General features: G+C 54.6%; 13 protein-coding genes. 9 read left to right on the forward strand and 4 right to left on the reverse strand.

Features of this window, described 5'->3' with window-relative positions:
- Window positions 1-13 precede the first annotated feature (13 nt).
- Both hutH and hutI read right to left on the reverse strand, forming a co-directional pair.
- A complete protein-coding gene (gene hutH, locus HF685_RS12070) occupies window positions 14-1,546 on the reverse strand; it encodes a histidine ammonia-lyase (protein WP_168820197.1) in 1,533 nt (510 codons plus the stop codon).
- Window positions 1,547-1,585: 39 nt separating this feature from the next.
- On the reverse strand, window positions 1,586-2,809 hold the full coding sequence (hutI, locus tag HF685_RS12075; protein WP_168820198.1) for an imidazolonepropionase: 1,224 nt from the start codon (window positions 2,807-2,809) through the stop codon (window positions 1,586-1,588).
- A 108-nt stretch (window positions 2,810-2,917) separates the two neighbouring features.
- Here hutI and HF685_RS12080 point away from each other — a divergent pair, with 108 nt between their 5' ends.
- The 8 genes from HF685_RS12080 (at window position 2,918) to HF685_RS12115 (ending at window position 11,333) form a co-directional block, all read left to right on the forward strand.
- The gene (locus tag HF685_RS12080) at window positions 2,918-3,823 is read left to right on the forward strand and encodes an arginase family protein (RefSeq protein ID WP_168820199.1); all 906 of its coding nucleotides are present in this window, start codon (window positions 2,918-2,920) and stop codon (window positions 3,821-3,823) included.
- Window positions 3,824-3,920: 97 nt separating this feature from the next.
- Entirely contained in the window at window positions 3,921-5,498 is a 1,578-nt protein-coding gene (locus tag HF685_RS12085; protein WP_168820200.1) for a WS/DGAT/MGAT family O-acyltransferase, read from the forward strand.
- 101 nt (window positions 5,499-5,599) lie between these two features.
- The gene (locus HF685_RS12090; protein ID WP_168820201.1) at window positions 5,600-6,514 is read left to right on the forward strand and encodes an SDR family NAD(P)-dependent oxidoreductase; all 915 of its coding nucleotides are present in this window, start codon (window positions 5,600-5,602) and stop codon (window positions 6,512-6,514) included.
- A 107-nt stretch (window positions 6,515-6,621) separates the two neighbouring features.
- Window positions 6,622-7,080, forward strand: a complete 459-nt coding sequence (locus HF685_RS12095) for a MaoC family dehydratase (protein ID WP_168820202.1) — start codon at window positions 6,622-6,624, stop codon at window positions 7,078-7,080.
- 125 nt (window positions 7,081-7,205) lie between these two features.
- Complete coding sequence (locus HF685_RS12100; protein ID WP_168820203.1) at window positions 7,206-8,417, forward strand: acyl-CoA dehydrogenase family protein; 1,212 nt, start codon at window positions 7,206-7,208, stop codon at window positions 8,415-8,417.
- Between the two features lie 15 nt (window positions 8,418-8,432).
- Window positions 8,433-9,557 carry an acyl-CoA dehydrogenase family protein gene (locus tag HF685_RS12105; RefSeq protein ID WP_168820204.1) on the forward strand — a complete coding sequence of 375 codons (1,125 nt, stop codon included), beginning with the start codon at window positions 8,433-8,435 and terminating at the stop codon, window positions 9,555-9,557.
- A gap of 18 nt (window positions 9,558-9,575) precedes the next feature.
- Complete coding sequence (locus tag HF685_RS12110; RefSeq protein WP_168820205.1) at window positions 9,576-10,337, forward strand: crotonase/enoyl-CoA hydratase family protein; 762 nt, start codon at window positions 9,576-9,578, stop codon at window positions 10,335-10,337.
- Window positions 10,338-10,346: 9 nt separating this feature from the next.
- Entirely contained in the window at window positions 10,347-11,333 is a 987-nt protein-coding gene (locus tag HF685_RS12115; RefSeq protein WP_168820206.1) for an alpha/beta fold hydrolase, read from the forward strand.
- 32 nt (window positions 11,334-11,365) lie between these two features.
- Here HF685_RS12115 and HF685_RS12120 read toward each other — a convergent pair whose 3' ends face one another.
- Both HF685_RS12120 and HF685_RS12125 read right to left on the reverse strand, forming a co-directional pair.
- Window positions 11,366-11,506: a hypothetical protein gene (locus HF685_RS12120; protein ID WP_168820207.1), complete on the reverse strand. Its 141-nt coding sequence runs from the start codon at window positions 11,504-11,506 to the stop codon at window positions 11,366-11,368.
- 39 nt (window positions 11,507-11,545) lie between these two features.
- On the reverse strand, window positions 11,546-12,862 hold the full coding sequence (locus HF685_RS12125; protein WP_168820208.1) for a metallophosphoesterase: 1,317 nt from the start codon (window positions 12,860-12,862) through the stop codon (window positions 11,546-11,548).
- A 162-nt stretch (window positions 12,863-13,024) separates the two neighbouring features.
- Between HF685_RS12125 and HF685_RS12130 the strand changes: the two genes are divergently transcribed.
- Complete coding sequence (locus tag HF685_RS12130) at window positions 13,025-13,966, forward strand: carbon-nitrogen hydrolase family protein (RefSeq protein ID WP_168820209.1); 942 nt, start codon at window positions 13,025-13,027, stop codon at window positions 13,964-13,966.
- Window positions 13,967-14,015 lie beyond the last annotated feature (49 nt).

A 14,015-nucleotide genomic window follows, 5' to 3' on the forward strand; every position in this document is an offset into this window, starting at 1 on the left:
ATCTGGGCCTCGCTCATGGTTGTGGAAGAATATTATTCGGGACCGTCCGGACGAGATCCCCGTTGGAAACTTGCTGCCCAGCGGCGGCAAGGTCATCTGCCATATACCTGTCATTCTCAAGGGCCGGTATCCTGATGCGCAATTTTGCGATTGCGCCACTCAGCAATGGGCTGGTGGTCAGCGGTGCGCGTAGCTCAATGCCCTGCGAAGCGACCAGCCATTCAATAGCAATGATGATCGCCAGATTGTCGTTCATCTGCATCAGCCGCCGCGCTCCGTGGGCCGCCATCGATACGTGATCTTCCTGATTGGCGCTGGTCGGGGTGGAATCGACACTGGCCGGCATTGTCCTCTGCTTGTTTTCCGACATGAGAGCTGCGCTGGTCACTTCGGCGATCATGAAGCCGCTGTTAATGCCGGGATCCGGACTGAGAAATGCCGGCAGGCCGCTGTTGAGAGCGGGGTCCACCAAAGTCGAAATCCGCCGCTGGGCAATCGCGCCGAGTTCTGAAATCGCGATTGCCATCTGGTCGGCGGCAAAGGCCACGGGCTCCGCATGAAAATTGCCGCCCGACATGATTGCGCCGTCGTCCACAATAAGCGGATTATCGGTGACCGCATTGGCCTCAATAGCAAGAACCCGACCAACATGGCGCAGCATATCGATGCACGCGCCCACCACCTGCGGTTGGCAGCGCAGGCAATAGGGATCCTGCACTCGGTCATCATCAATCCGGTGGGATTCTCGCAGTACGCTGTTCTCCATCAAGGCGCGCAGTGCAGCGGCGACATCTATCTGTCCCTGATGGCCTCTCAGCGCGTGGATTTCCGGATGGAACGGCGCGGACGAACCCATGGCCGCGTCAGTCGCCAGCGCGCCGGTTATCAGGGACGATTGGGCCAGACGCCAAGTGTCAAAAAAGGCCGCGAGAGCATAAGCGCAGGAAAATTGGGTACCGTTGATAAGGGCCAACCCTTCTTTGGCTTGCAGGACAATAGGCTTAAGGCCCGCCTGGGCAAGGGCTTCCCCAGCAGACATGAGTTTATCCTCATGGTAAGCTTGTCCCTCGCCCATCATTGCTGCTGCCATATGGGCGAGCGGAGCCAGATCACCGGATGCACCAACCGATCCCTGTGCAGGGACATCGGGCATTACGTTATTGGCAAGCATATCCTGCAACAAACCTATCAATTCCCAGCGAACGCCAGAAGCACCGCGGCCAAGAGAATTGAGTTTGAGCGACATCATCAAGCGCACCAGCGGGCGGGGCATGGGCTCACCCACACCGCAACAATGGGACAAGATCAGATTGCGCTGCAATGTTTCGGTCTGGCTGGCGTCAATCCGGGTCTGCGCCAATTTGCCAAAGCCGGTATTAATCCCGTAAACCGCATCGCTGCCAACAGCCGCTTTTGCGACGACTTGGGCGGCTTGATCGACTTTTGGTTTGGCATCTGCAGATAATGCTGCGGCCAGACCCTGGCGGTAGATGCGTTCCAAAACGGGAAGGTCCACCGACCCGGGGATGATGATTTCAATGTTCATTCTCAATATCCTGCCAGATCAATTGACGCTATAAATTGTTCATGCTGCGAAAGCCGGATCACCGGCAAAATAGCTTTGGTGAAGCGCGTTAGCACCAATCCAGTAGCTGAGTTCTGCGGGATGGTCGATATTCCAGATCGCCAGATCAGCAGCTTTGCCAAGCTCAAGCGAGCCAATATCGGGCTGTCGCCCCAAGGCCTTGGCGGCGTTGATCGTCATGCCGCGCAGTGCTTCGGCGGGCGTCATTCCGAAGAGTGTGCACCCCATATTGAGTATCAGCAACGGTGATGTAATGGGCGAGGAGCCCGGATTGCAATCGGTCGCAAGCGCCATAGGCACACCGGCAGTGCGCAGCGCTGCAACCGGCGGCAATCGGGTTTCCTTCAGATAATAGAAAGCGCCGGGCAGAAGCGTGGCAACCGTGCCATGTTTGGCAAGCAGCGGGATGTCTGCTTCATCCAGATATTCCAGATGGTCGACAGAAAGCGCGCCATGGGATGCTGCCATGCGGGAACCGCCACAATCCGACAATTGTTCCGCATGCAATTTAACGGGAAGACCCAGCGCATGGGCAGCGTCGAACAGGCGGGTCAGCTGTACTGCGCTAAAGGCAATATTTTCGCAAAAGGCATCAACGGCATCAATGAGGCCCATCGCCGCAATAGCAGGCAACATATCATCAATGACATGGTCCAGATAATCATCAGCTCGCCCCGCATATTCGGGCGGAACAGCATGTGCGCCGAGGAATGTTTTTTGTACCCGAACCGGATTATCCCGTTCCAGCGATTGCGCCACCCGCAGCATTTTTACCTCGCTGGCGATGTCCAGCCCGTAACCCGATTTAATCTCGATGGTGGTCACGCCTTCGGCCTGCACATTCTTCAGCCGTGCAGATGCACTCTCGTAGAGCACTTCCTCATCTGCCTGCCTTGTCGCTTTGACGGTGGAGATAATCCCGCCGCCAGCACGCGCAATTTCTTCGTAGCTCGCTCCTTCGAGCCGCATTTCAAATTCGCCGGCGCGATTACCGCCAAAAACCAGATGGGTGTGACAGTCGATCAGGCCCGGCGTCATCAATCGGCCGCCAGCATCCACAATATCAAAAGCGAGACTATCAGGTGCGTCGGGCAATGCAGCCTGCGGACCAATCCAGGCAATGCGTCCGCCCTTGCAGGCGATAGCGCCATTGGCGATCAACCCATAGCCTTCGGCATCAGCCATCGTGGCCAAATTCGCATTCAACCAAAGTCTATCCCACATGATAAAGCCTGTTTCGCATAGAGGTCGCTTCCATCTATCTAAGGCCTTATAGTCCGCTTCTGGGAAAAGAACACTCGCTATGGCTGTTGATAGCTGGAGAGGCAAAGAATGACCGTGAACCAAAATTCCGATTGGCCGTCCATCGCCGGACTTTTGGGCCATGATGTTGCGGCGGATATGGCGTTGATCGGCGCGCCAATGACATTGGGATCGGTGTCTAAGAACGCTTGCGATGAAGCGCCGGGAGTCGTGCGCAACATATTGAGCCGGATAAGCACTTATGATCTGGAAAGCGAAATCGAACTGGCCGGGAGCAGCATTTTTGATGCCGGAGACGTTCTGATTGCCGGTTTCTCGCCTGCCGAAGGTTTCGCGCCTCTGGTCAAGGCAATCCAGCCGCTCGTCAGTCGGCACCCGCTGACCGCTGTATTGGGTGGGCATAACGGGATTACCAGAGCGGGTGTTCATGCTGTCGACGTCGCTCTCGACACCGTGGGTGTGTTAACGCTGGACGCCCATTTTGATCTGCGACCCACCGCGCAAGGTTTGATAAACGGCAACCCCATATCGGCGCTGCTGGAAGACGGCTTGTCGGGAAACCATATCGCGCAAATTGGTTTGGCACCCTTCGCCAACAGCAAAGCGATGCACGATCTTGCAAAGACGGAAGAAATCTCGGTTTATACAATGGCTGATTGCCGGGAGCGGGGTCTGGACGCTGTGATCTCGGAGGCCCTCGATCGGCTATCGGATCGGTGCGAGTATATTTACGTCGATTTCGATATTGATGTCATTGACCGCGCACTTTCTCCTGGTGCGACGGGAGGACGATCAGGAGGAATGACACCAACGGAATTTTTCGCCGCGACACGATTAGTCGCCTCTCACCAAAAAGTTCGCGCGGTCGATCTGACTGAATTTGATCCCAATAGCGATATCGGGAACATCACCGCACTTATCGCGGGGCGCTGGCTGGCCGAACTGCTGGCAGGATTGCAAATGCGTGATTGGTAAAGTGCTTAACTGATTCGCTTCTTTGGCAAATCTCATTTATGTTGCTTACTAACCGGATTCTAATCGCGCATTCGGAATGATGGAGGGAATTGGATACATGGAACAACTTAGCACGCTCGATGCGCTATTTGCCTATACGGAAACACAGTCAACGCCAATGCATATCGGCCAGATGCTGATCTATGATCCTTCCACCGCTCCGGCTACAAATGGCGGGAAGAAAGGTGCCGTCGGTTTCAAGGATATTTTGCGTTATATTGAAGGCCGGCTCGATGGCGCACGGATTTTCCGGCAAAAACTGGTGCGCGTGCCGCTTGATCTCGATCACCCCTATTGGGTGGATGACGCGGATTTTGATCTCGAATATCATGTTCGCCATATCGCATTACCGCAGCCTGGGGATTGGCGGCAGCTCTGCATTCAGGCCGCCCGCATTTATGCGCGCCCGCTCGATATGAAACGGCCACTGTGGGAATTTACGGTGATTGAGGGGCTGAATAATGTTGATGGCGTGCCGCCGGGCAGCTTCGCGGTCCTCCATAAGTTCCATCATGCGGCGATGGACGGCAAGTCGGGCCTTGAGATGACATTGGCGTTGCATGACATGGATGCGAAAATGGCACCGCGCGAATTTGAAGGCAATTATCGCCCTGAGCCCGATCCGGCACCGCTCAATCTGTTGTTCAAGGCACAAATTAACAATGTCGTGAACCCGGTGCGCGGTCTGAAGACTTTACAAAACCTGCTGCCTGTACCCAAGCGGATGTTCGACCTGACTCGGCGGATGAAACAGCGCGATGATGCCAAGGGGCGTGCACCCAAAACGCGGTTTAACAAAAAAATCTCCCCGCACCGGGTGTTTGACGGACGGGAGTTTTCACTCGCCGATATCAAGAAAATCCGCATTAATTTTCCCGGCGCGACGGTGAATGATGTGATGATTGCATTGGTCGGCGGTTCCCTGCGCGCCTATCTGAAGGCAAAAAATGATCTGCCGGAGAAAACATTGAAAATCGGCGCGCCGGTGTCCGTGCGATCTGATGACGACAAAGCAAGCGCCGGCAATCAGGTGACAATGATGCAGGTCGGTGCGGGTACGCACCTCGATAGCGCGGCTGAGCGGCTCGAATTTGTAATGGCCGAGACCCAGCGCTCCAAGGCTATGACCGAGGCGATGGGAGCCAAGACCCTGATGGAGATTTCCGGCGCAATGCCTGCTGGACTGACCGCTGCGAGTACCAAACTGATGGTACGGATGGGGCTGGTTGAGAACATGAACCCGGCGGTGAATACGGTGGTGACCAACGTACCCGGACCGATGGTTCCGATGTATTTTGCTGGCGCAAAGCTGGTGAAATCTTTCGGCATGGGGATATTGGCCGAAGGGCAGGGCGTGTTCCATGTCGTGACCAGCTATAATGGCAATGTCATCCTGACATTCCTTGCGGATCGGGAAATCATGCCGGATCCCGAATTTTATGCTGCCTGTGTCGAGCAGAGCTTCATGGACCTGATGAAGGCCAAGTCGACTAAGGCGGTCAAGCCGGTGAAGAAAGTCGCTCCCAAGAAAAAGTCAGTAGCAGTTAAAAAGGCAGAAGCGACCAAACCGAAAAAGCGCGTCGCCGCATCCGCCGCTACGGCCGGCAGGGGAAGAGCCAAGCGGGCTAAAAAATAGCGCTGGCTGCCACCCGTTATTGCGGCAATCCCGCCTTGACTCGATGCGCAGGATTGCGCATCGCTCTTCGTTAATCATTCAGTTAACAAAAGGGATTCCCCATGAGCACAGTAGAATTTAATGACCGCGTTGCCATCGTCACTGGTGCTGGCGCTGGGCTGGGACGCGAACATGCCAAGGAACTGGCACGGCGCGGTGTGAAAGTGGTGGTCAATGATTTTGGCGGCGCACGCGATGGCAGTGGGGGTTCCGCAGGCCCGGCGGATGAGGTGGTCAATGAGATCAAGGCCGAAGGCGGCGAGGCTATGGCTGCTGCTTGCTCAGTTACCGATATGCCCGCGGTCGAAAAAATGGTCGCTGATGCGATCGCCAAATGGGGCCACGTCGATATATTGGTGAACAATGCAGGCGTGCTGCGCGACAAGAGCTTCCACAAGATGAGCATGGAAGATTTCCAGTTCGTGATGGATGTTCACCTGACCGGCAGCGCCAATTGTACCAAGGCGGTGTGGGACCATATGCGCGAGCGCCAATATGGCCGGATCGTCATGACCACGTCTTCGACAGGTCTCTACGGCAATTTTGGTCAGGTCAATTATGGCGCCGCGAAACTCGCGCTGGTGGGTATGATGAATAGTCTGCATCAGGAAGGCGCGGGCAAGGGCATTCACACCAACTGTATTTCACCGGTCGCTGCCACCCGCATGACCGAAGATATCATGCCTGAAGAGGCGCTGAAAATGCTGGTACCCGAAGCGGTAACACCGGCAGTGGTTTATCTCTGCAGCGATGGCGCGCCGTCCAAAACAATCCTGACGGCTGGTGCAGGCGGCTTTGCTGCGGCCAAAATTCTGGAAACCGAAGGCATCTGGCTTCCAGAAGCAGATCGCAGTGCAGAAGCCATTGCCGCAAATATCGACAAGATCCTCGATGAAACCGGTATGCAGGAATATGCCAATGGCGGCGGCCAAGGCGGCAAATTCTTCCGCCGGATGCAGGAAGTGATGAAGGGTTAGCAAAAGCCCGTTCGGGCTGAGCTTGGCGAAGTCAGTATCTATGACGCTGTCCGTCGACAGGCTCAGGACGAACATAACCGTATAGACAAAAAAGCAGGAGAGATAATATGCCAATGATCAAAGCAAGCGAACTGGAATCCTGGAAAGGCAAGGAAGTCGGTGTGTCCGACTGGGTCACCGTCGATCAGGAGCGGATCAACAATTTTGCCGATTGCACTGAGGATCACCAGTTCATCCATATTGACGAAGAAGCCGCAGCCAAAACGCCCTTTGGCGGGACCATTGCGCACGGGCTGCTAACGCTCTCGCTTTTGCCCAAGCTTTCCTATGGCACAACGCTCGGTCTTGAAGGCACGGTGATGGGGATCAACTATGGTTTTGACAAAGTGCGCTTTCTCAATCCGGTTCGTGCAGGTTCTAAAGTGCGCGGGCGCCATACGCTGGTCGACGCGGTTGAAAAACAACCGGGCCGCTGGTTGCTGACCTATGATGTCACGGTCGAGATTGACGGCATCGAAACGCCGGCTCTGATTGCGCGTTCGCTGGCGATGGTTGTTGTTGGATAAGCCAAGCTGGGATTGGCGCAAGCCTGATTAGCATTATTGATGGGCCGCTTTTGCGGCCCATTGCATTTGCAGATTTAACCGTGCAGTTAAGACGTGAGATTCGCCTTTGAGGGAAAGATCAAGACATGACCAAACCAAGCGCAGCCGAACTGAAAGACTATGCGGCACAGGCCGATGCCTGGTTTAAGGAAAACACCGTCCGTGATCCGGGTTTTATGTTGCCGCTGACGTTCATGGAAGTGTCGACCGACCAGCAGTTTGATTTTCTGCAGGACTGGCAGCGGAAGGTTTATGAAGCGGGTTATCTGGGTGCAAGCTGGCCGAAAGAATATGGCGGCGGCGGGCTGCATGACGACTACCAGCGCGCGGCGACCCGGGCGATGAAAAAATATGATGCGCCGATCATGATCAACGCGATTGGCAATGGTTGGGCAGGGCCGCTGATCCTTGATCTGGGCACCGAGGAACAGAAGCAAAAATTTATCAAACCGATGCTGAGCGCCGAAGATATCTGGTGTCAGGGTTTTTCGGAACCTGAGCATGGCAGTGATCTTGGCAATGCGCAGCTGAAAGCCGTTCGTGATGGCGACGATTACGTCCTCAATGGCTCCAAAATCTGGACGTCTCTCGGCGATCGCGCAAAATATATGATTTTGCTCGCGCGTACAGATTTTGATGCGCCAAATAAATATGCGGGACTGAGCTTCTTCCTTAATCCGATGAATGTGGAGGGGATCACCACGACCAAGATCAAGAAAATGACTGGCGAATATGGCTTTGTACAATGTTTCTTCACCGATGCCCGCGTGTCTGCCGATTGCCTTTTCGGCGGCGAGGGCAATGGCTGGTCGATGGCGATGAAGACACTGGAATACGAACGTGGCGCGAAGGTCAAACCGGTCGGCGGTTATTTTGTCAAAGAGCTCGATGTGATGCAGATTGTCGAGCTGGCGAAAAACTCGACACGCGGCGGCAAGCCGTTGCTTGATGATCCGGTGATGCGCGACAAGATGACGCAGTTCATGATCGATATTCAGGCGCTCAATCTGAACAACACCCGCCGCCGGATGCCGCAGCTGATGCAGGATCGGCCCATGGGATTGCCGCTAATGAACAAGCTGGCGCGCACGGATTTGATCCAGCGCCTGACCGAGTTTTCGCTGGAGTTCCAAGGCTCAAAAGCAGGTTATTATGTGGGCGATGAGAATGCGGTTGATGACGGCTATTGGCATCGTAGTTACTTGAACAGTTTTTCCTCCACCATTGGCGGCGGGACTTCACAAATCCAGCGTAATATCATTGCCGAGCATGCGCTTGGTTTGCCGAAAACACGCTGATCAAGGGTAAGTAAGATGGATAATTTAGGCACACTCGGCACGACCGAAGAGCAGATCGAACTGATGGACGTGGCGACCAATTTTTGCCGCGACAAGAGTCCCATTGAAAAAGTGCGCGGACTGATCGGTGACGAGCTGGGTTATGATCCGGATATCTGGAAAGAAATTGGCAAACTCGGCTGGCTCGCGATAGCTATTCCCGAAGCCTATGATGGCGTCGGTCTGTCGATGGCAGAGGTTGTGCCGATTGCCGAGCAGATGGGGCGGCGTCTAATGAATACGCCGTTCGGTTCGACAACCTTGGCAGCGCAGGTCTTGCTTGCGGGTGGAAGTGCGGGCCAACAAGCGGCCTGGCTGCCGAAAATTGCTGCAGGAGCCGCGGCAACAATGGCGCTCCAGGAAGATAATGGCGATTGGGATTTGGCCAATATCGCGGCTAGCGGGGTTATAAGCGGCGACACCGTCACCTTGTCCGGCAAGAAGCAGTTTGTGCTCTGGGCGGATAGTGCCGAGCTAATCATAGCGAGCATCAAGATTGATGGCGAGCTGCGTTTCGCTTTGATTGAACGCAACGTCATAGTTGACAGCGCACTGCGCCGGGAGTCGGTGATTGACGAAACCGTGCGCAGTTTTGAGTTAACGCTGGACGGTCTGACAATCTCGACCGATGCACTGTTCGATGCGTCTCGAACCCGCGAGACACTGGAGCGGATCGAGCTCGCCGCCAGCCTGATTCATTCCGCCGAGATGACCGGCGGGACGCAAGCGGTCATCGATTATACCATCGAATATCTCACCACCCGCAAACAATTTGATAAAATCATCGGAAGCTTTCAGGCGGTCAAACATCCGACTGTCGATAATTATGTCGATTATGAAAAAGCCCGCACGCATCTTTACAGCGCAGCGCATTGCTGGGGCGACCAGGGGCGCGGCGAAGTTGCGGTCCATATGGCAGCATCAAGCGCACATAGTGTCTATTCCCATGCCGCAGACCGTTCGATCCAGTTTCATGGCGCATTTGGTTTTACGCATGATTGCGATGCGCAATTGTACAGACGTCAGGCAATTTTCAAAGGTGCCCTGATCGGCGATGCAGCATGGCACCGGGCAAAGCTGGCTGATTTGCTGTTTGATTAAATTTGAGAGGAAAAGAATATGACCGAAGAAGTACTCACCGATATTCAGGATGGTTTCATTATCGTCACGATCAACCGGCCCGAGGCCAAAAACGCGATGACCAAGGAGGCGGCCGAAGGCATCCGCGCGGCGATGGAACAGCTTGATAATGATAACAGCCTCAACGCCGGGATCATTACCGGCGCGGGCGGGACTTTCTGTTCCGGCATGGATTTGAAAGGGTTTTTGAAAGGTGAATTACCATCGGTCAAAGGTTACGGCTTTGGCGGGATCACCGAGAAAGGCCCGGAAAAGCCATTGATTGCCGCAGTTGAGGGATATGCCCTTGCCGGCGGTTTGGAACTGGCTCTGGCGTGCGATCTTTGCGTCGCGAATGACAAAGCGAAATTCGGTATTCCCGAGGTGAAACGCAGTCTGGTCGCAGCGGCTGGCGGCGTTATCAAACTGCAACAGCTGGTCGGCAAGCGTATCGCGATGGAATGGGCGCTCACCGGCGATTTCTTCTCTGCCCAGCGCGCCTATGAAGTAGGCTTTGTCAACCGTGTAACCGAAGGCGCAGCACTCGATGCAGCGATTGAACTGGCCGCGACCGTCGCTGCCAATGGCCCGCTAGCGCTCAAAGCGACCAAGAAAATGATCAATCAAAGCTATGACTGGACAGAGGAAGAGGCTTGGAAAAGGCAGGTCGAAATCACTGGAGCGGTATTTGCATCGCAGGACGCTCAGGAAGGTTCGCGCGCCTTTGCAGAAAAACGCAAACCAAATTGGCAAGGTAAGTAAACACTCCATATGGATGAAAAACAAACAAGCGCCAGCACGGATATCGTTGATATCTGGGCCGGCGGACAGGACCTGCCCGACTGGTTCATCACGGCGATGGATGTGCCGCGCGAAGAGGCGTATATCGAAGTAGATGGCGTGAAAGTCCACTATTTCCGCTGGGGCAAGCGCGGAAATCCGCCGTTGCTGCTGACCCATGGTTTCCTCGCTCATGCGCGTTGCTTTGCCTTTGTCGCGCCGTTTCTGGCCGGGGAATATGATGTGATCGCCTATGACCTTGCCGGCATGGGAGAGAGCGAAATGATCCCCGATTGCGACGGTGAAAAGCGCGCGCAAGGGATGGTGTTGCTGGCAGAGGCGCTGGGCCTCTTCTCAGGCCCGGTAAAGCCCAGGATTATCGCCCACAGTTTTGGTTCAGGTGTTGCCTTGACGGCTATGGAACAAGCGGGTGAGCGCTTTGGCGGGCTGATCATTTGCGATCTTATGATCATGCGACCGGAAAAACTGATGGAGCATTTTCAGCGCGGCGGCGGTCCTCCCGGTTCCGGTAAGGCTAACCGGCCAACCAATATCTATCCCGATTATGAAACCGCGCGTGGCCGGTTCATTCTCTCGCCGCCGCAAGACGCGCAAGCACCTTTCCTGCTCGAATATATGGCCTATCACTCAATGCGACAGGTTGCCAGTGAAGAGGGTGACGGCTGGACATGGAAATTCGATCCGCAAGTATTTGCTCGCAGCGAGAATGATCAGGCGAAATGGTTAAAAGCGGCCCAACGTATCGCTGATTTGCAGCACCGGCAGGCCATTATCTATGGGGAAAAGAGCAAGTTGTTTGATGCCGACAGCGCCGCCTATATCCGCGAGCTGGGCGGAGAACATATCCCGATGATCGCGGTGCCGGAGGCCGAGCATCACCTGATGCTTGATCAACCTCTGGCATTGGTGGCAGCGCTGCGATCAGTGCTGGCGGTTTGGGCATCGAACGACAGCTAGGCCGCTTAAACCGCTAATATCACCCTATGATATCAGAACCTGGCGCGGCACTTCACGTCCATCGCTTTTCTGTAGTTACGGCTTCTGCTGCTTCTGTCTTTGTCGACCTTCAGATATTTCATCATGCCGTCATACACGGCTTCTGTTCCATTTTTCTCGTCATCGGCGGTCATGGTCTTGATGCGCGAATAAAGCCCCATCTTTGCAGTGTCTCAGGATGTGCACAGATAATTCTCGGCAAACGCAAATTGATTATAGGTTTCTTGACCATTCAGGTCGTTGTACTTCCAGTTAATCTCGCTTGTGTCTGATGGCCGGGTCGCAAAATAGGTTGTGTTGCCGGTCCATTCATAATCATCGCCATAAGAGAATATTTTTAGCGCCGGATTGCTGCCATGGTCGGTAACGATCGAGGATGCCGATACACCCAGTTCCGTGAAAGCTTGCTGGGCGCTGCAATCATGCATGCGCTGGATGCCATTGAGATGCGTATGTCCGGTCACCATCCCGACAATTTCCGACTGGTGATGGGCCACGATTTGGAGGAAAACATCCTGAATCCACTGGCCCTTATATTGCCGAAGCGGGTTTTTGCCGGTCGCTAGATAGTTCAGGCTGTAATGCCAATTATCGCTGCCGCCTAAGCCGTCATAACCGGGCGGAATATGCATCGCGAGTATGACCTTTTCTTTCTTGCTTGCTGCGTCCGCCAACTGCGCGGACAGCCATTCCAGTTGATTATCGGAGTCTGATTGTTGGCGCGTGCGATAATTGCTCTGGTTGCAGCCAAATCTTGGCCCAACATAATGTTTGTTGAATATGACGGTGTTTAGCGCGATCACCCGTAAAGCGGGCGCGCCGGTTCCCGCAGCCGGTTTACCGAGCGGATAAACCGAATAATATCCATTGGCTGCATCCCGGCTGATGATATTGGCGTTGCCGCCAGCCACCGGCCAGTTATTTGGGTTTGCTGCGGAATCGAAGGGATCCTCGCTATTAAAAGTGAAGGCACAATAGTCATCATCGTCGGAATCGTTATTCCCCGGCAGATACAGCAACGGTTTTCCGGTTTTGCTCGATATATTTTCAAGCCCGTCTAGTACCTGTCCAAATTCGCTTTTTCGGTTGCTATCACTCTCGTTATGCGCGGACAGATCCCCGGTATAAATGATGAATTCGGCGCTGTTCTGGTTTACCAGATTAATCGCTTCGTTCTGCGCGCTGGTCCATAGAGCATCATCGGTTTCGCATTGGTATTGGCAATACCATTTCCCCGATGCTTGCGATTTATCCAACCCGAGATGGACATCGGACAGCAGCATGAATGCGCCTTGTGGAGACGGGGCTGCAACGGTTGAAACGGCGACAACTTCTTCCTCCGGCTCGACGACAAGCTCAGACGCTTTGTCCGTTTCGGAGCAACCGGCAGCCATGCAGGCCAATAATATCGCAGCGCAGGCGCCGCGAAAGCCAACCAATTTGCGGTTTTCGCCGACCCGTTTTTCCGCTGATAGATATTGCCCGACCATAATAGTCCTTCCCCTGTTTATCTAAAACGCGAACAACACTATTTGACCCGGAATTAGGCTAACCCATGCGCGCTGGGATGGCAAATTTGCTGTGCTGACGCGTCGTCCAGTGCTAGTTTTGTCGCGGTTGAGAACGGCGCAATTGATTTTTTGGGATAGCTTATGGTGAACAAGACGAAGCGCGTGAGCGTTATACAGGCGGGATCAGACCCATTTGATACGCCCGCTACAATCGACAAATTTGCAGATTGGCTCGCCGGGGCCAAGGCGGCAGGCAGTGAGCTTGCGGTCTTCCCGGAGGCTTTCATTGGCGGCTATCCCAAGGGCGTTGATTTCGGCGTGCGCGTCGGGTCCCGCGATGCGGCGGGGCGGGAATTATTCCGGCTCTATTCGGATAATGCGGTGGAATTGGGTACACCCGAATTTGACGCCTTGAGTGAAGCGGTCGTAGCTAGCGGGATCGCGGTGATTGTCGGCGTGATCGAACGCAAAGGTGCCACACTCTATTGTTCCACTTTCGCTTTTGAAAAGGACGGATCGCTGCTCGGTGTCCACCGCAAGCTGGTCCCCACCGCGATGGAACGGCTGATCTGGGGACAGGGCGATGGCAGCGATCTGCCCATTATGGAAAGCTCCGCCGGGCGGCTGGTCAGCGCGATCTGCTGGGAAAATTACATGCCGCTGCTCCGGAGTTTCTATTACGATTCCAATCCCGATTTCTACTGCGTGTCCACTGTCGATGACCGTCCGGTCTGGTTGCCGACCATGCAAATGATCGCGCTGGAAAGTCGTTCATTCGTTTTGTCGGCGTGCCAATATCTGGAGCGCGGTATGATTGGGCTGGGCGATGACCAGTTTGATGCAGTGCAGGGGAACAGGGCCGATACGGTTTTGATCAACGGCGGTAGCTGCATCATTGCACCAGATGGAGAGGTTCTAGCTGGGCCAGTTTTTGGCGAGGAAGCGATCCTGACCGCCGAGGTTGATCTGAACGACCGGATGCGCGGCAAGTTTGATATGGATGTCGCCGGGCATTATGCGCGGCCTGATGTTTTTGAGTTGAAGGCGAATATAGGCGAGCAGATGAATGTGCGGGAGGAGTAAATTAAAAGACGCTTATCGGTTGCAAAACCAACTGTTTTAAGTCAGTAAT

This window comes from Parasphingorhabdus halotolerans (assembly GCF_012516475.1).
Taxonomy (GTDB): domain Bacteria; phylum Pseudomonadota; class Alphaproteobacteria; order Sphingomonadales; family Sphingomonadaceae; genus Parasphingorhabdus; species Parasphingorhabdus halotolerans.

Coding starts and splice junctions, on each gene's coding strand:
- hutH (WP_168820197.1), bottom strand. CDS start 1,546: ATGAACATTGAAATCATCATCCCCGGGTCGGTGGACCTTCCCGTTTTG.
- hutI (WP_168820198.1), bottom strand. CDS start 2,809: ATGTGGGATAGACTTTGGTTGAATGCGAATTTGGCCACGATGGCTGAT.
- HF685_RS12080 (WP_168820199.1), top strand. CDS start 2,918: ATGACCGTGAACCAAAATTCCGATTGGCCGTCCATCGCCGGACTTTTG.
- HF685_RS12085 (WP_168820200.1), top strand. CDS start 3,921: ATGGAACAACTTAGCACGCTCGATGCGCTATTTGCCTATACGGAAACA.
- HF685_RS12090 (WP_168820201.1), top strand. CDS start 5,600: ATGAGCACAGTAGAATTTAATGACCGCGTTGCCATCGTCACTGGTGCT.
- HF685_RS12095 (WP_168820202.1), top strand. CDS start 6,622: ATGCCAATGATCAAAGCAAGCGAACTGGAATCCTGGAAAGGCAAGGAA.
- HF685_RS12100 (WP_168820203.1), top strand. CDS start 7,206: ATGACCAAACCAAGCGCAGCCGAACTGAAAGACTATGCGGCACAGGCC.
- HF685_RS12105 (WP_168820204.1), top strand. CDS start 8,433: ATGGATAATTTAGGCACACTCGGCACGACCGAAGAGCAGATCGAACTG.
- HF685_RS12110 (WP_168820205.1), top strand. CDS start 9,576: ATGACCGAAGAAGTACTCACCGATATTCAGGATGGTTTCATTATCGTC.
- HF685_RS12115 (WP_168820206.1), top strand. CDS start 10,347: ATGGATGAAAAACAAACAAGCGCCAGCACGGATATCGTTGATATCTGG.
- HF685_RS12120 (WP_168820207.1), bottom strand. CDS start 11,506: ATGACCGCCGATGACGAGAAAAATGGAACAGAAGCCGTGTATGACGGC.
- HF685_RS12125 (WP_168820208.1), bottom strand. CDS start 12,862: ATGGTCGGGCAATATCTATCAGCGGAAAAACGGGTCGGCGAAAACCGC.
- HF685_RS12130 (WP_168820209.1), top strand. CDS start 13,025: ATGGTGAACAAGACGAAGCGCGTGAGCGTTATACAGGCGGGATCAGAC.